The 16,845-nt window shown below is 31.5% G+C and carries 15 protein-coding genes; 5 read left to right on the forward strand and 10 right to left on the reverse strand.

The features are described from left to right. Nucleotides 1-207 precede the first annotated feature (207 nt). The 3 genes from ACWW38_RS04625 to ACWW38_RS04635 are packed head-to-tail and all read left to right on the forward strand — an operon-like array spanning nt 208 to nt 2,480. Nucleotides 208-723 carry a helix-turn-helix domain-containing protein gene (locus tag ACWW38_RS04625; RefSeq protein ID WP_456259638.1) on the forward strand — a complete coding sequence of 172 codons (516 nt, stop codon included), beginning with the start codon at nt 208-210 and terminating at the stop codon, nt 721-723. Nucleotide 724: 1 nt separating this feature from the next. Further along, entirely contained in the window at nt 725-1,585 is an 861-nt protein-coding gene (xerA, locus tag ACWW38_RS04630) for a site-specific tyrosine recombinase/integron integrase (RefSeq protein WP_456259639.1), read from the forward strand. A 31-nt stretch (nt 1,586-1,616) separates the two neighbouring features. Then, the gene (locus ACWW38_RS04635; RefSeq protein WP_456259640.1) at nt 1,617-2,480 is read left to right on the forward strand and encodes a hypothetical protein; all 864 of its coding nucleotides are present in this window, start codon (nt 1,617-1,619) and stop codon (nt 2,478-2,480) included. Between the two features lie 107 nt (nt 2,481-2,587). Here the strand turns inward: ACWW38_RS04635 and ACWW38_RS04640 are convergent, their stop codons facing one another. Together ACWW38_RS04640 and ACWW38_RS04645 are read right to left on the reverse strand one after the other, a co-directional pair. Beyond that, entirely contained in the window at nt 2,588-3,154 is a 567-nt protein-coding gene (locus tag ACWW38_RS04640; RefSeq protein WP_456259641.1) for a sigma-70 family RNA polymerase sigma factor, read from the reverse strand. Between the two features lie 162 nt (nt 3,155-3,316). Continuing rightward, nucleotides 3,317-3,445, reverse strand: coding sequence for a HepT-like ribonuclease domain-containing protein (locus tag ACWW38_RS04645; protein ID WP_456259642.1), 129 nt, complete (start codon nt 3,443-3,445; stop codon nt 3,317-3,319). 119 nt (nt 3,446-3,564) lie between these two features. Between ACWW38_RS04645 and ACWW38_RS04650 the strand changes: the two genes are divergently transcribed. Further along, the gene (locus tag ACWW38_RS04650; protein ID WP_456259643.1) at nt 3,565-5,610 is read left to right on the forward strand and encodes a hypothetical protein; all 2,046 of its coding nucleotides are present in this window, start codon (nt 3,565-3,567) and stop codon (nt 5,608-5,610) included. A gap of 111 nt (nt 5,611-5,721) precedes the next feature. Here ACWW38_RS04650 and ACWW38_RS04655 read toward each other — a convergent pair whose 3' ends face one another. The 5 genes from ACWW38_RS04655 to ACWW38_RS04675 all read right to left on the reverse strand — a co-directional run bounded on the left by ACWW38_RS04655 (nt 5,722) and on the right by ACWW38_RS04675 (nt 9,834). Continuing rightward, nucleotides 5,722-5,835 carry a HepT-like ribonuclease domain-containing protein gene (locus ACWW38_RS04655; RefSeq protein ID WP_456259644.1) on the reverse strand — a complete coding sequence of 38 codons (114 nt, stop codon included), beginning with the start codon at nt 5,833-5,835 and terminating at the stop codon, nt 5,722-5,724. A gap of 26 nt (nt 5,836-5,861) precedes the next feature. Further along, complete coding sequence (locus ACWW38_RS04660; protein WP_456259645.1) at nt 5,862-6,302, reverse strand: hypothetical protein; 441 nt, start codon at nt 6,300-6,302, stop codon at nt 5,862-5,864. Between the two features lie 151 nt (nt 6,303-6,453). Next, nucleotides 6,454-8,931: a DUF5050 domain-containing protein gene (locus ACWW38_RS04665; protein WP_456259646.1), complete on the reverse strand. Its 2,478-nt coding sequence runs from the start codon at nt 8,929-8,931 to the stop codon at nt 6,454-6,456. A gap of 206 nt (nt 8,932-9,137) precedes the next feature. Then, nucleotides 9,138-9,398 (reverse strand): hypothetical protein, encoded by a 261-nt coding sequence (locus tag ACWW38_RS04670; protein ID WP_456259647.1) that lies wholly within the window; start codon nt 9,396-9,398, stop codon nt 9,138-9,140. A 196-nt stretch (nt 9,399-9,594) separates the two neighbouring features. After that, the gene (locus ACWW38_RS04675) at nt 9,595-9,834 is read right to left on the reverse strand and encodes a hypothetical protein (protein ID WP_456259648.1); all 240 of its coding nucleotides are present in this window, start codon (nt 9,832-9,834) and stop codon (nt 9,595-9,597) included. A gap of 463 nt (nt 9,835-10,297) precedes the next feature. Between ACWW38_RS04675 and ACWW38_RS04680 the strand changes: the two genes are divergently transcribed. Continuing rightward, on the forward strand, nt 10,298-13,291 hold the full coding sequence (locus tag ACWW38_RS04680) for an Ig-like domain-containing protein (protein WP_456259649.1): 2,994 nt from the start codon (nt 10,298-10,300) through the stop codon (nt 13,289-13,291). A gap of 222 nt (nt 13,292-13,513) precedes the next feature. Here the strand turns inward: ACWW38_RS04680 and dprA are convergent, their stop codons facing one another. Genes dprA through ACWW38_RS04695 form a run of 3 tightly spaced genes read right to left on the reverse strand, consistent with a single transcriptional unit; the run spans nt 13,514 to nt 16,711 of the window. Further along, on the reverse strand, nt 13,514-14,590 hold the full coding sequence (dprA, locus tag ACWW38_RS04685; RefSeq protein ID WP_456259650.1) for a DNA-processing protein DprA: 1,077 nt from the start codon (nt 14,588-14,590) through the stop codon (nt 13,514-13,516). 9 nt (nt 14,591-14,599) lie between these two features. Continuing rightward, complete coding sequence (locus ACWW38_RS04690; RefSeq protein ID WP_456259651.1) at nt 14,600-16,138, reverse strand: YifB family Mg chelatase-like AAA ATPase; 1,539 nt, start codon at nt 16,136-16,138, stop codon at nt 14,600-14,602. Beyond that, nucleotides 16,139-16,711 (reverse strand): transposase, encoded by a 573-nt coding sequence (locus tag ACWW38_RS04695; protein WP_456259652.1) that lies wholly within the window; start codon nt 16,709-16,711, stop codon nt 16,139-16,141. Between the last annotated feature and the right edge of the window lie 134 nt (nt 16,712-16,845).

Here is a 16,845-nt window from a genome sequence, read left to right on the forward strand (position 1 = left end):
TAGACTATAAAAATATCTATTATAGTTGTTTATTGAACAGTAAATAGAGTAAATTACCAGTTTAATATTACTTCCAATAGAAAAATGTTACATAAATGAGAATTGATTTGTTGACAAAAATAAACAGTATTGCTATTATAATCAGTGTGAGGTATAAAAGCCCACCAATTAAATTAATTATTTATTATTGAAAGAAAGGTAATAATTATGAACATAGGGAAAAACATTCATGAGCTTAGAAAAAAAGCTAATATGACTCAGCAGGATTTAGCTGATTCGCTAGGAATAAGTCGTTCCGCTATATCTCGTATTGAGAGCAAATCATCTCTGGATACAGATTTGCTAGAAAAAATCTCTAAAGCCCTAAATGTCTCCTTAATTTCTTTAATATATGAAAATGAAAATGATGTAAGTACTGAAATAGCTGCAAGCATAACGCCTCTTCCAAAGTCAATTCGTGAACTACATAACAACAATATCGAAACTTACAGAAAACTTCCTGATAAAACTAAAAACTTTGTAAGAGCTATGGGAATAGAGATCTATAATGAAATTTTAGATTTTCAATGTAAAGCAATAGAAAAATTCTCAAAAAACCTGCAGTTAGAGCTTCAATATATATTTGATAATAACAGTGAAACCTTAAAAACATCCTGTATAGATTTTATAGATACCTATACAACAAATTGGATCAGCCATACTCTAAAAGAAAGGGGATATTAACTTGCTGCTAGATGAAGCAATTGAAAAGTTTAAGAGATATCTAATAATGACTGATAAAAGCAAAGAAACGGTCAGATCTTATGGAGTTGACTTAGCAAACTTCCAGCAGTTTTTAGAAGAAAAATATAATTGTCCACTTTATTTAGATGAGGTGCAGGTTGATGATATTGAAGATTATCTATACTTTTTAAAGAGAAAAAATCTTCAAACAGCAAGTAGAAGCAGAAATCTCTATACACTACGCTCCTTTTGGAACTATGGCTATAAAAACAAGATGTGTAAATGGAATCTTGCCATGGCTGTGGAGCCAATTAAAATACAAAAAAAGGAACGTACATATCTATCACCTGAAGAAGTAAAAGAATTAATTGAAGAAATTGATCACCCTCTTATAAAATTAGTGGTGGAAACGTTATATTACACAGGTCTTAGAATTAATGAATGTCTAAACCTTAAAATTGAAAATATTGATCTAGACACTAAAGTGCTCCATGTAATTGGTGGAAAAGGTAATAAAAATAGAGATATACCTATTAATCAAAATCTATTACCCCTTTTTCAGAGCTATCTAAACAATTATAGACTAGAGATTAGCAGTGAATACTTTTTCGCCACTAAAAAATCTGGAAAATTAAGTGCACCTTATGTAAATACTGTACTTAGAGATACAGTAAAAAGGCTAGGCTGGAAAAAGCATGTAACGGCACACATTCTGCGCCACAGCTTTGCTTCTAATCTAATAAAAAATGGAGTTAACATAGTTTATGTACAAAAACTCCTAGGACACTCTAATTTAAAGGTTACTTCAATATACACTCATGCAAATATGGAAGAACTAGATAAATCTATCAACGTATTATAATATGAAACTACTAACAAAGGAAGTGAATTTCATGAACAAAGACAATTTTGAAAACTATTATTCTGAATATGATAAGATGGCTAGAGATGAAATGGCAGCCAATATAAAATCTGATTATGATGAAAAGTACATATTAAAAAGCCTATTTCTAGGCAAAACTAGAGATGAACTAGCAGAAGAGTTTAATCATAAAAGTTATAGAACACTAGATATGTATATGAGAAGACGAGGCTATGCCTGGGATAACCTAAAACAAAATTATGTATTAAAGCCTTCTGAAACACCAAGATTTGAAATGCCATCAACTACATCAAAGGTAGACAAAATAATTTCTCTATTTGAATCAGGACTAGATCCTAGAGAAATAGCCAAAAAAGTAGGAATGAAGGATCATAGAACTATGGCTATGTACATGAAAGACAAGGGTTATATATGGTCAACGGAAGTGCAAAACTATGTCCTTCTAAAAGGTGAACAAAAACCATATGTTATGGATTCAGAAAATTCTCAAGAAAATAGGTACGGCTGTGATATAGAAGATGTGCTGTCAGTAAACATGACTTCTCTAGCAGAAGATACTTCTCCTTCCCATTTTGAAGGTGTTTCTAAGAATGAGAGAATTGAAAAGCTTCTTCCTATGCTGGAAATGCTAGAGAGAAACAAAGAAAAGTTAGCAGAAATTTTATCTATAAATGATGGTAGTACTATCCCCCGCTATGTAGTTGGAGGAATTACAATTACAAAATCTCTATGTATGTCTCACAACTTAGCAGAGCTTGTTAAAGAATTTAGTAAAGAAAAAAATATAAGCCAAAGAGAAATCTTTGAAGTTTCAATTATAGAATTTTTAAGAAAATACGGCTACGAAAATGAAGTTAAAACTCTGTTTGGGTAAATTAGTAACCAGTTACCAGTAACCAGGTGCTAGTGATCACTGCTTAGTAATTACTAGGGGATTGATTACTGGTTACTGGTCACTGGTTACTGGCTACTGGTCACTGGCTACTGGCTACTTCCTCCCATCTCTCCTCTAAGCTTCTTCAATATTGCCTTTTTCCTTTTATGTAATGTTACATATTTTATTCCCGTTATTTCACTATATCTTTTCAGCCCGCCATGTCCTTTCCAATATGAATGTATAATGATTTCCCTATCCTCTTCTGAAAGCTTTTCTAGTGCAAGCTTTAAATTTTTATATTCTTCACTTTGCAATACACTGTCCTCAATACTCATATCTGATGCTGCTAAACTAATATATTCCCCTTCTTCCAACATCTTTTCATAGCTTGTATCAAAATTACCTTTACTGACCTTTCTGATTTCATAATAGTAATTGTTCTTAATAGCGTTTGTAACATAGGCTACAAACCTGTTGCACTCTAATCTATAGCTTTTTACTGCTCTAACTATAGTAATATGTCCCATTTGAATTAAATCATCTCTATCATAACCCTTAATATATATACTATTTGTAAGCTTTAGTATAAAAGGTGTAAACATTCTAATTAGCTCATTTAGAGCTTCTTCATCATTTGACTTCGCTTTTTTAACTAGTGTTTCAATATCCATACTAACTACACCTCCAAACAAATGTTCTTGTGTAATAATTATATAAGAACATACGTTCGATGTAAATACGAATATTGAATTTTTATCCAAATTTGTTTTTTTGTAATGTTGTAATGTATTGATACTACTGGGATTTGTGAGTTAAATTTTCTACATTACATTTTAGATATACTCAACTATTACTTTAATAAATTTTTCTATATCTTTTAAATTATCTAATATAATTTCATATACTATTTCTCTATCAATTTTTAAATAATCATAGACTAATGTATTTCTCAATTCAGCCATATTAAATTACACTAACTAATTTTTAAATATTTAATTATAGTTTTCCAAAATTTATTTTCCACTTTCTCCTCTAACTGCATATCTCTCCTTTAGAAAAATACACAAAGGGGAGAAAATAAATGAATCAACAAATTTTAAGTGTGGAAACTATGGAAAAACTAAAAGCTCAGCTTGTAAATTATATAAGTGAAGAGAGTATTATAACTCCTAATAAAAAATTTTACTGTTTTAATAAGGACCATCATACTTCAGAGACTAAGCCTACTGCAATGCTTTTGCCTTCAAAAGAAAATAATTATTGGACATGCCCTAAGTGCGGAAAAGGAGGCAATATATTCGATGCAGTAGCCCTCCGTGAAAATATAACTGACTTTGAAAAGCAAGTGGAATACCTATCCTCAAAATATCACATACCTCTTCAGTACGAAGAAGCTAGAAGTGTCCCTGAAAATACCGCAAATTACTTAGGTAATATATTTGAATATAATAATACCTACTGCAGGCTAATAAAAAAAGATATTGTGCCCCTATCTAACTTTATAATAAACCCTCTATATGTTGTAGAGGGAAACTCTGAAAGTGAAATAGCTGTAGAGATAAAATGTATGGATGGATCCACCTTTTATAGAACTTTAAATTTAAACATATTTTCTGATGTTTTAAGCTTTAGAAAGGCGTTAAACAATTTGAAACTCTGCTTTGCTGGCACTGTAGAACAACTTCAATACATAAAATCTATAATGTCCAGCAAACCTTATAAACAGGCAAAGGGAGTACAAGCTATAGGTTTTCATAAAATTAATGGAGTGGATTGCTTCGTAACTGGAGATTATGCCATAGACAAAAATATGCAGTACTTTGAAGGATTATCTATGATGAAAAGCTATGAAGAACTAAGTACAAATATACTAGATGCATCTGCTATATCAAAGGAAGAACTAGTTATGATAGGTAAATCCCTATTCAATTTCAATACATTAAATATAACTTCTACAATAATGGGTTATATAGGCGGGACCTTTTTAAAAGGTAAGCTTATGGACAATGGTATAAAGTATGGTCATCTTATAATAGAGGGACAGAGCGGCAGTGGAAAGTCTGAAACCATTGAAAATATTATTATGCCTATATTCTCAATGCTTCAAAGTCCTATGAATGCCAGTGAATGTACCTCCTTTGGATTAAACAGAGCTGCCAGTAGTTCTAATTTTGTCCCTCTTATAATTGATGAGTACAAGCCAAGTAAAATAGGTCAAAGTAGAATATCAGCTATATCCAACATAATGAGAAACTCTTATGACAATCACACTGTAATAAAAGGAGTATCCTCTCTAAAGAAGAACAAAGAATTTAAAGTGCAAGCTTCTCTAATACTCTGCGGCGAAGGAGGAATTACGGAAACTGCCAACATAGAAAGGAGTCTTAGGGTAACCTTTTCCCCTAATTTTCACAATGCAGCAAGAGAAAATCACCTAAAAAATTTAAAAAGAAATAAAAAGTTATTAAAAAAACTAGGAAGAAGCCTTCTGGCTCTAGGAATGAAAATGGACAGTAAGCACCTAATGGATGCCTATTTTAATCTAGAAGAAAAATTAAATTCTAATATTATTAAGAATAGCAGAGTTAAAAACTCCATAATAAATGCCTGCTTCGGCATATCCACAATAAAGGCTCTATTTAAATTGCGGGGATTGGATTTTGAAGAATCCGTTGGACACAGCTTTAAAGAAATAAGGAATGCTATAATAGAAAATGCTAAAAGTGATCTTTTAGATGAGAACACTGGAAGTAAAAGTGTTATTGATTATACTCTAGAAACTATAAATAGAATGGCAATTAACTACATTATAAGAGCTGACTACGATTATTCTCTAGGTATTGATAAGGAGGGTAATGAATTTCTAAAGTTAAATTATTTATCCTTCTATGATAAGTTTTTAAAATACTGTAAGGATCATTCCATTGAGCATGAAATACTCCCCCTAAGCAGCTTTAAAAAACAGCTGGGAAAAACAGACTACTGTATAAGTGTAAATAAGCCTATCAGCTTTAAAATTTCCTCTGGATATATTAATCAGTATAAAACCTTCAGAGCAGCTGCTTTAGATATGAAAAAGTTAAAAGAGTTAAATTTGGATTTAGATTTTTTAATGGATAAAAATTAAGGTTATAAAACTACATAAATTTTTAAAGTGTAATGTTGATAAAAAGTCGGCCAAAAACCTTTATATATCTCATATTACACTCTTACAACATTACACTTTTATTATAAACTTCTACAGACTCTTTATATGTTTTTCAATAACTTCTTCAACTACTTTTAAGTTTATTGCTTGATAATTATGTACAGCAATATTTCTAAAACCAACCATTGCTTTTAGGTCTTTCATTAATTTATCTCCTATACTTACAAAAACTACTCTAAAATCTCTCCCTCTTCATAACAAGCTTTTAAATATTGAGGTGACATGTAATAAACTGCTATATTGTAGTCATCTATATATTCACTTAGCCAAGAGTTGTAAACCTCTATCAATGTTGTAACTATATCTGTTTTGTTTACATTTTCAATTAGCCTTTGGTATACTCCTCCAATACCCCAATAATCTGGCACGTTGTATCTGCAACTGCTTACATTATCGAAAGATCCTTCTTCTATTTTATAATCCTCTATAAAACTATCAGCTACAGCCTCTATTTGCTCACTATGGAATACATCAGCATATTCTAATATATGGCTAATAACCTCTTTTCCTAAATGATTTACTATATAATTACGTTTATTTTTAGTTTTTCTTCCTATAAACTCTATTAAACTACAAAGGTAATATAGATTATTGCTTATCTCTGATCTCATTTCAAATTATAGCTCCTTTCATAGCTTAATATTATCAGAGAATTAGCTATTATTCTATACCAATAAATAAAGAACCATCTTATTTAGATGATTCTTTCCTATTTTACTTATTTAGTTGTATCTTTTCTCTTACACCAGCAGTAATTCGAAACTACTGCACTATTACCTTGTATAATTTACTTTCTTCCGTTTCATCTTCAAAATAAATATAGTTTTTTACAGCATTAATTAAAAATGCAGCATTACTGCTTATAGTATGTTTAGAAGAGCCGTCTAGTTTTATTCTCTCTAATACTCCATCTTCTATTAGGTTAGAGTAATATATCCAGCCATCACTTACATTTATAAATAATGTTGGTGAATTATTTAATTTTGTCTTGTTTGCTCCATTAGTTCTAACTTTATAAATTGAGTAGTTGTCTGAACCATTTATATAGTATATCCAGCCATCTACTACCTGCGTCCAGGAGGCTTCGTTAGTTACTAATTTAGTTCTGCCTGTTCCATTGCTGTTTATCTTATAGATATTTTGTCCATCTGCCATATTTGCATAGTAGATTACACCATTGTCTACGTCTAAGAAAGCAGCTTCATCATTGGTAAGTTTAGTTCTACCGGTCCCATCTACATTAATTCTATATAGCCTTCCTTCATCTGATGTATTAGAATAGTATATATAGTTGTTTTCCACCATTATAAATTCTGCTATATCGTCAGAAAGCTTAGTTCTTTCTGTTCCATCTATTTTTACTCTGTAAAGTTCTCCATTTTCTGAATAGTTTCCATAGTAAATCCAATCACCTAGTACATTAAGATATAATCCTACATCATCACTTACTTTTGTTCTCTCTGTACCATCTAGTCTTTCTTTGTATATTTTCCCCTCATCTTCATGGTTACAAAAATATACAAAACCATCTTTGTAAGCTACAAGTCCAGCATTGTTAATGTTTCCTGCAGAATTTCCCTTGTTTTCTTCTACAGTTAAGGTAAGTTTAGCCTTATTTTCATATCCTAGTACAGTACCTTCAAAGTTGAATACTCCAACCTTTACTGTGCTGGCTGTTCCATTCCAAGTTACATATTTATTTGCTTTAGTTCCATCTTCAAAGGTTGCTAAAACAGTTTGTGGAAGAGAATAACTGGAGTTTTTGAAAATTGAAACCTTGGTATCATCAACAGCTGTAACCTTTTTAACCTCTGAATTTATGTTTATTACCTTTAGCTTCCATCCATCATAGGTATTTTTAGAATCAGTTGTTTTTCCCCATATGTCTACCACATAAGTACCTGCTGGTATATTAGTTAAATCATAATTTATATCCTTAGAATAAGGTGTTAAATCCTTTATCCACTTATTATTCACTATATCATAAAGGTGTAGTTTGTATTGCACATTAGAATCTGCACCCTCTACTCCCTTTACTATTAATTGGTCATTTTTAAAGTATTCATCTTTTTCTGTAAGCATATTTCCATTGAAGTTTAGAGAGCTGTCTTTAACCACATTGATTACAAAAGGAAGAGCATTATCATAGTCTCCATAAGAATTGCTGAATTTTCCCTTTACTCCAACTCTTCTAACTCTTATAGCAAATCTATAGTAATCAGCTTTAAGGTTTAGGTTAGTAATGTCAACTTTAACTAATTCACTGGCATCTGAGGGCTGAGTCCATCCATCTACCATGTTTTCATTATTTATAAGCTGCCAATTACTTCCCATAGTGGTTTGGCAAGTATAGAATAATTGATATTGAACTTGGCCAGTATAATTTTTTGAAGCTACAAAAAATTGATTACTGTCCCCCTCCCTGTAAGGTGTGTGATCTAGAGATACTATACCAACTTCAGGTATTATTTCTTCCTTAATATATATAGTTTTAAGTTTCCAGCCTTCATATTGAGCAGTGCTGTCTTTTCCCTTTGCCCAAATGTCTACTACATAAGCTCCTGGAGTAAGCTTGTTTAAATCATAGCTTATAGTGTCTCCGTAAGGTGTTAGATCTTTAATCCATCTGTTATTGTTTACATCATATATATGTAATTTGTACTGTGTACCTTCTGCTGCACCCTCTACCCCATTTATCTTTAGGGTTTCTGATGAAGTAAAGGTTGTCTTGTCTATTAACATGTTTCCATTTAAGTTTAAGTTTGAGCTTTTAACAACGTTTATTGCAAACGGAAATGCACTGTCGTAATCTCCATAGCTGTTGCTGAATTTACCCTTAACTCCAACTCTTTTAACTCTTATGGCAAATCTGTAACTGTCCCCTTTAAGATTCAAGCTTGTAATATCTATCTTAGTTGAATCCTTTGCTTCTACAGGACTTGTCCATCCATTAACTAAATCATTATTTTTAACCAGTTCCCAATTGCTTCCCATGGTTGTCTTACATGTATAGAACAATTGATACTGCACCTTTCCACTGTATCCTTTTGAAGATACATAAAAGGCATTCTTGTCTCCTTCAACAAAAGGAGTATGATCCAGTGAAGCCATTGAAACTTCTGGAATAGCTTCTGCTGCCTTAGCTTTTAGAGTGCTAGGATTGATTATTCCTAATATACTAAATAGTAAAGTAAATGTTAGGAACATGGCAAAATTTCTTTTTGTTTCCCTCTTCTTCATTTGTTTTACCCTCCTGCTTAATTTATAAACAATATGTAAACATACATTAATTGATTTTAGCATGGATTAACTTACAAGTTCTACAGGTATATATTTCACGGATTACCAGGTAAGTTTAAATAAATGTAAAAATTAACATATATTTAAAGTAGAAGTAAATAAAAAAGATCCATATAAAATGGATCAGAAGATTTTAGATTATTTTTTTATTTTATTGCTTTCAGCTTAGCTATGTCTTTCCAATTGCTTGCTGTTATTACTTCCACATCATTTAAATTATCTCTAATTTCTTCAAGTTGATTAATTGTATCATTTCTAAACTCTTTTACTTCAGTTCTAAACTCAGTTAAATCAGCTGTCTGTTCTATTACTGAATCAATCTTTTTCTCTATTCTGTCTAATCTTTCATTTGTTCTATTTTGACCATCTACTAATTGATTAAGTAACTCTAAAATTTTATTTTCCATATTTTCACCGCCAAAATAAATTATCATATTGTAATGAAATTATATCATTATAGAATTTTTTTATCAATGTGCAAAAATTTACATAAATTATTAGTATTTATGCTCCTGGCAGATTCTTAAGAATCTCTCATGATTCCACAAATTACAAAAATAAAAGAACATATAAAATGTTCTTCATATAAAATGTTCTTTTTTATTATTTTACTGCTTTCAATTTTGATATATCATTCCAGTTTTTTGATGTTATCATTTCTACTGCTGTTAAGTCCTCTCTAATTCCTTTGACTTCCCCTTCTACTCTTGCAATTGTATGATTAAGCTTATCTATTTCTGATTTATGAGATTCACTTGCATGTTCCAAAGCTCTTAATATTTGTGTATGTTCATCAAGCTTATTATTAATAGTTTTTAATAGTTCTAAAATTTCTTTTTCCACTTTTTCACCACCATTAATTTTTATGGCTACATTTTAACATTAATATATATTAACTTCAAGTAGTATATTTTTAATTTCCAGCATAAATATCTTTTTTGCTCACAACAATAATAAATTTTTTATATCTGCAAAATTTTATTATACTCCTTTGTATTTTTTTCCTTACATTGGCAATAATTAAAAATAAAAAAAATTATGGTGTTACTGAGTAAACCCATAATTGTCTATAAAAGTTAATATTGTGTATAATCTATATAATTTCAAACTATCTTATCCACATTTTGTCCACATAAAAACTGATTCTTTATTTTTATAATATTTTTTCTTGTAAACAATATTTTATATTTATTAAATATTTAAAAAAGTTCTGTCAAATATTATAAATTACATTATTTATTTAATATTTATTTTACACTGGTCAAATTTTTCCATAGCCTCTTGGACAAGCTATATAGCCATTTTCATGTTGGATTTTTTAACCATATTTTTTGGTAAAATAAGTGCTATTAACGCAACAACAATTCAAGTAACATTCGACAGTGCAGTAACATCTGAAGATTTAGTTAACAAAGAAATAACTGTAACAGCTGGGGACGTAACTTTAACAGCTGCATATGCTAGTCTTGCAGATGGTAAGGCTAGTTTTATTATAACAGATACAAGCAAGAAACTAGTTGATGCCACAACTTACACTGTAAGCGCAGATTGGACAACTATAGCTAATAACACATTCGTAGCTAAAATAGCTAATACTAAATACGGAAAAACATTTGAAAAAGTTACAACTGGAGTAGCTGCTAGCAGCTCTACAGAAGTATTCTTCAGTGCTAAAGATCAATACGGAGATGCTCTATCTTTAGGTGCTGTAGGAAACATAACAATTACTGGAAAGAAAAACGGAATGCCATTATTATCTTCTGAAGTAACAACATCTGTAACAAGCAACGGATTATTAAAAGTTACAGTTACAAAAGCTTTGGCTGAAAATGATGTTCTAGAATTAACAGTAGGAAACAAAGATGCTGAAGGTAAAGCGTTTACAGTAGCTCCTGTAAGCTATACAGTTGGTAAAGCAGCCACACTAGTAGCAACAGATGTTAAATCTATTGCAGCTACTTATATTGCAGCAAACGGACGTCAAGTAGCTCCTGTTAAAGATGTATTACCAGAAGATCAAATTACATTAACTGCTGATGTAAGAGATCAATTCAACAATCCAATACTAGATGCTGGTGCTGGAAATACTCTAGTAAGATGGGTAGTAGTAGAAGGAAAAGACTTAATAGATCCAGCAGGTGTTCTTGGAGATGCTAATGAAGCAAACAATGATACACAAGTAAATACAGTAACATTTACAGCTAAAAAAGCTGGTACTCTAACTGTAGAAGCATACAACATAGCAAACGGAAGAAAAGCTACTTATACAGTTCAAATTGGAGCAGCCAAGTTGACAACACTATCTTTAACTGATGAAAACCCAGCTACTCAATACAACAATGAAGTAGTTAAATATAGAAAAATAACTCAAAATGATGGTGCTGTATTAACAGCAGACATGATTAAATTTAACGTAGTTGCTAAAACTCAAGGAACAGCTGCAAGTGATGTTGTAGTTTCAGCTTCATTAAGAGGCGGCACTGGTTCTGATAAAAACGACATAGTAATCAGCGCTAAGACATTAAAATCAGGAACATACGAAATAACTCCATACGTAGGAACAGCTTTTGATGCAGAAGATGTTATAAAAGCTGCTAAATTTGACGTAGTAACTACATTAAATCCAGTTGCAACAAAAATTGATCCTATATCACTTCCAATACTAAAAGTTGATACAAAGCAAAAATCAGATTTAGTAGTTAGAAACACTCATGGTGAAGCTATAGATGTAACTTCTACTAATGTTTTAACAACAGTTTATAAAAATGGACAAGTTTCTACAGATCTTGAAATAGAAGAATTAGATGCAAATGGTTCATCAATAGCTGGAGCAACTGGTACAACAGTAGTTAAAGCTTTAAGATTCAATGCAACAGCTGCTGGAGATTATACAGTAAGAGTAAGCATAAATGGAACAGTAGCAACTTATGATATTTCTGCTACATCTGAAGTTACAACACTTCAATCTATTGAACTTGGAGCAAACATTGTAGATAACACTATAATAGCTAATTCTACAACTCCAGTTTATAGAGTAATAAGCGTAAAAGATAACAAAGGTGATGAAATAATCCCAGATACTACAGGTTGGAATTTATCAGTTAAAAAGGGAACTGATGATGTGGCTGGATTTGCAAATCTTGTTTACTACAAACATGATGCAAAGGGAGCTATAGTAGATGCTACATTAACTGATGCTGAAGGTATTGCACTAAAATTTGTTCCAGATGCAGCTTCTGTAAAAGATTTTGCTGCTGATACAGTGTTAACTATTTCATTAGATAATGCTGTTGCAACACCAATACAAGACACATTAAATGTAACTGTAAAAGCTAAAAGTGCAGTAAAATCAATAACTCTAGCTGATACAAATATTACAGTAATTCCTGGTGCTAAGGTTAAAAAAGAAATAGTTGTATTAGATCAATATGGAAAAGCTATAATTGACCCTGCAATGGTTGAAATACCAGCTATCGAAGGTGGAAAGGTTTCTGCTGAAGTTACTTATGATTCAACTGCTAAAAAGATGTATATAACATATACTGGAGTAGCTACAGGTAACGGAACTGTAGTTGTAAGATCAGTAGCAAATAATGCAATAAAAGCAACTGCTAACGTAACAGTTGGCGACAATACAAACATAGACACAATAGTATTTGATGCATATAACTATAAAGTATACAACAACGGAACAGACGATGCACAAGATCAAGAAATAACTTTAACATATAAAGTAAATGGTGGAACTTTAGATGTTCCTGCAAGTGCAATTAATGTAATTGCTGATTCAGACTTAGTTACTGTAACTAAAGACGGTTCAACAATAAAGATTAAAGCAAAAGAGGGAGTAAATACAGCTGCAACAGGTATAGGCGATAAAGATGGCGTTATAACAATAAGCCTTCTTACAGCTAACGGAAAGACAACTTCAATAGATTTAACATTCTCAGATGATGCATCAGTAGTAAATAAGTCATCAGTAGTAATTAAAGACACTGTAGATGAAAATAAAACTGCTGAAGGAGTACAATTAGTACTTGGTAAAGATGCAGAAGGTGAAGTGGACACGGTAACAACTGGTCAAATCACATTGTTAGGTAAAGATCAATACGGAGTAGAAAAAGACGTAACTGCTTCAACAACTTGGGCTTCATCTAACGAATCAGTAGCTACAGTAGACGCAATCGGTCTTGTAACAGCAAAAGGTGCTGGTAAGACAACAATAACAGGATTCTATCAAGGAAGCCTATACACTATAGAAGTAGAAGTAACTCAAGCATTAGCTGATACATTAAGCTAATAGGCTAAATATAATAAATATCTCTCATATATAAATCACATCACGTAATTCATTTCAATTAAAATCAAATCAATTAATATGGGTTCCTAATTAAGGAACCCTTTCTTTTGTATATAGACGACTAACTGCTGGTGGATCTTCATCTATTGCCACTATTATTCTTTCATATGATCTTCAATATCTATTATATTTGATAATGGAGGTTTTAACCCCCGAGGGTCTTTAAGAAAAGTACTTCCCTCCTACACACTTAACTTTCCCTTCTAATTCCATTGAAAATAGAGTGTCTAAAATAATTGATTTATCCACTTTAAGCAATACAATTATTTCATCTATTGTGTAGGCTTTACTCTTAATTATAGTCAATATATGTCTTTCTTCATCAGTAATGTAGCTAGATTTATTTTTTAATCTCTTCTCAGAAACAAAATTCATAGTATTATTTATAATCAACTGGCTAGTGTTCAGATAGATACTAGCACCTTCGGATATAAGTTTGTTTGTACCTTTGCTTTCTTTTGAGTATATACTATTGGGAACAGCAAATACTTCTTTATTCTGTTCCTTTGCATATTCAGCTGTAATTAAGGCGCCACTTTTCTCTCCTGCTTCTACAGTTAAAATTTTTTGACAGCATGCACTTATAAGTCTGTTTCTCTTTGGAAAGTTCTGAGGGCTTGGCGTTACACCTGGAGCATATTCAGAGATTATTACGCCAGTTTCAACTATGCTTTTCATAAGCTCATAATGTTCCTTTGGGTAGCATATATCTAATCCACATCCAAGAAAAGCCATAGTATATCCACCCGACTTTATGCAAGCTGTATGAGCATAACTGTCTATTCCCTTAGCCATACCGCTTATAACAGGAATTTTATTTTCTGCTAAAAACTTTGCTGCTTCAACTGTAACTTGTTTTCCATAATCGCTACATCTTCTTGAACCTACTATTGCTACCCCTGAAACATCCTCATAAAGATTTCCCTTATAATATAGCAAGATAGGCATGTTAGGGTAACTTTTTATGCCTGATGGAAACTCCTTTTCCTCATATGTAACAATATCTATATTTTGTTTTTTACATTCCTCTATAATTCTTTTAGCAGAATTTAAATCTTTAGATTGAATAATAACTTCTACAAGCTTATCTCCTATGTCTTCTAATCCTCTTATTTCCTCTTTTGTTGCATTATAAATCCTTTCTGGTGTCACAAGTCTACTAAGCAGTTTTTTAGCTGTTACAGGGCCAATTCCTTTTAATTCATTTAACCATATCCAATATAGATAATCTTCCTTCATAATATACCTCTAAACTACCATCATATTTGATTGTTCTTTTTCTAAATCTCTGCACATTAATGCTTTAAAAATATCCTGTTTTCTAATATTCTTGGATTCATCTATATCCGCAAAAGTTCTAGCAACTTTTAAGTATTTATGATAAGACCTAGCACTAAACTTAAACCTGTCATAAGCTAACTGTAACAGCTTTTTCCCCTCTCCATCTAGTGCACAAAACTCTTTTATTAAGGAGGAAGTCATTTGTGAATTACTATTTACTCCGTCTATACCCTTATACCTTTTGCTTTGTATTTTCCTTGCTATTTCAACCCTTTTTCTTAATTCATTAGAACTTATTCCTTTGGAGTAATCAGATAGCTCCATAAAATCTACAGGTTGAACATATTTTTGTATATCTATTCTATCTAATATAGGACCGGATATTTTTTGTCTATATTTTATAACTTCATAATCTGTACATTGGCATTTTTCATTCCCATAATATCCACATGGACAAGGGTTCATAGCTGCTACAAGCATGAAGTTTGCAGGGTAAGTGTTAGTATATTTGACTCTTGATATAGTGACTATATTATCCTCTAAGGGCTGTCTTAAGGCTTCTAAGCTTTTTCTATTGAATTCAGCTATTTCATCTAAAAATAAAACTCCATTGTGAGCTAGGGATATTTCACCGGGCATAGCGTTGTTGCCTCCACCTATAAGTGAATTCATTGAAGCGTTATGGTGAGGCGATCTAAAAGGTCTTTGAGTTATTAAACTTCCTTTATTTTTTAATAGTCCTGAAACGCTGTATATTTTAGTTACTTCTAGTGCTTCTTCTTCCGTCATAGAAGGCAATATTGTGGGTATTCTCTTAGCTATCATGGATTTTCCACAGCCAGGAGAACCAGACATTATAATATTATGCCCACCTGAAGCTGCTGCAACTATGTAATCTATAGCTGAGTCTTGTCCTTGAACATCTTCAAAGTCAAATAGATAATCCCTTTGAATTCTATGGTCATCTTTGTATTCTTCTAAGGGTTTATAGGTAGTTGAGTCTTCTAAAAATCTTACTACATCATATAAAGTATCAAAGGCAAAAATATTTATACCTTTAACTAATGATGCTTCTTGCAAATTGTCCTTAGGAACAATTAAGTTTGTTATATTATGTCTTTTAGCTTCTATAGCCATAGGAAGTATTCCAGAGCAAGGTCTTAACTCTCCATTAAGTGACAGCTCCCCTATAAATCCAAATTTATTAATCTCATCTAAAGTTATTTGCTTTGTTTGAAGCAATATACCTAAAGCCATGCCTAAGTCAAAATGTGATCCACTTTTTTTCATATCACAAGGAGCTAGGTTTATTACAATTTTCATTTTGGGAAATTCATACTTTTCGTGGTTTATAGCAGCCTCCAGCCGTTCTCTTGATTCCTTAACCGCTGCATCTCCTAATCCAACTATAGAAACAGATGGCTGCCCATATATAGTATCCGTCTCTATGTTAACTACATAGGCATCTATTCCTGATATAGCAAAACTATTTATAACTGAAGCCAATTAAATCACTTCCTCTTCATATTTAGCTTTTACTCCATTTTTAACAAAAGTTTTATATAAATCTCTTTTCATATCTTCCTTAAAATAAGAAAGTATTTTTTCTGAATTTATAAGTTTTTCTTCCCTAGTTCCTATGTACATAGAGTAGCTACTCCACTTATATTCTTCAGGTTTTCTTACCATATTTGCTCTCACTGGATTAAGATGTATATATCTGCTAGTTTCAATCAGCTGAGTGTCCGATTCAATAATTTCTGAAAAATACCTATCTTGATACAGGTGCCCTATATAGTTATACTTTTTATTAAAAAACTTAGCATAAATACTATTTACCCTAGAAACAAAATACTTTAAATGCATTTCCTTAGTATGTAATAAAAGGTGTACGTGATTATCCATAAGGCAATAACATAAAATTTCAAATTCATTTTTAAAGTATTCAAGGCTTCCTTCTATAATAGTTAAATACACTTGAAAATCTTCCTCATCTTTAAATATGTCATTTCTCCTGTTTCCTCTTGCCGTTATATGATAAATTGCATTAGGGTACCATACCCTAGCCACATTAGTCATTTATTGTATTCTTCCTCTCTAAACATATTATGATTATCTTAATTTTTGACAGCTATTTAGAGATATAAACCTACCCTGGAAAATCTTTAGAAAGAACATTATTGGATACCTTTGGCGAACCTTGTGCTTGTGAA

It is taken from the genome of Clostridium sp. JNZ J1-5 (assembly GCF_053901425.1).

What these genes read in the sequence shown, in the direction of transcription:
- ACWW38_RS04625 (WP_456259638.1), top strand. Translation starts at nt 208, where the DNA reads ATGAACATAGGGAAAAACATTCATGAGCTTAGAAAAAAAGCTAATATG.
- ACWW38_RS04635 (WP_456259640.1), top strand. Translation starts at nt 1,617, where the DNA reads ATGAACAAAGACAATTTTGAAAACTATTATTCTGAATATGATAAGATG.
- ACWW38_RS04640 (WP_456259641.1), bottom strand. Translation starts at nt 3,154, where the DNA reads ATGGATATTGAAACACTAGTTAAAAAAGCGAAGTCAAATGATGAAGAA.
- ACWW38_RS04645 (WP_456259642.1), bottom strand. Translation starts at nt 3,445, where the DNA reads ATGGCTGAATTGAGAAATACATTAGTCTATGATTATTTAAAAATTGAT.
- ACWW38_RS04650 (WP_456259643.1), top strand. Translation starts at nt 3,565, where the DNA reads ATGAATCAACAAATTTTAAGTGTGGAAACTATGGAAAAACTAAAAGCT.
- ACWW38_RS04655 (WP_456259644.1), bottom strand. Translation starts at nt 5,835, where the DNA reads ATGAAAGACCTAAAAGCAATGGTTGGTTTTAGAAATATTGCTGTACAT.
- ACWW38_RS04660 (WP_456259645.1), bottom strand. Translation starts at nt 6,302, where the DNA reads ATGAGATCAGAGATAAGCAATAATCTATATTACCTTTGTAGTTTAATA.
- ACWW38_RS04665 (WP_456259646.1), bottom strand. Translation starts at nt 8,931, where the DNA reads ATGAAGAAGAGGGAAACAAAAAGAAATTTTGCCATGTTCCTAACATTT.
- ACWW38_RS04670 (WP_456259647.1), bottom strand. Translation starts at nt 9,398, where the DNA reads ATGGAAAATAAAATTTTAGAGTTACTTAATCAATTAGTAGATGGTCAA.
- ACWW38_RS04680 (WP_456259649.1), top strand. Translation starts at nt 10,298, where the DNA reads ATGTTGGATTTTTTAACCATATTTTTTGGTAAAATAAGTGCTATTAAC.
- dprA (WP_456259650.1), bottom strand. Translation starts at nt 14,590, where the DNA reads ATGAAGGAAGATTATCTATATTGGATATGGTTAAATGAATTAAAAGGA.
- ACWW38_RS04695 (WP_456259652.1), bottom strand. Translation starts at nt 16,711, where the DNA reads ATGACTAATGTGGCTAGGGTATGGTACCCTAATGCAATTTATCATATA.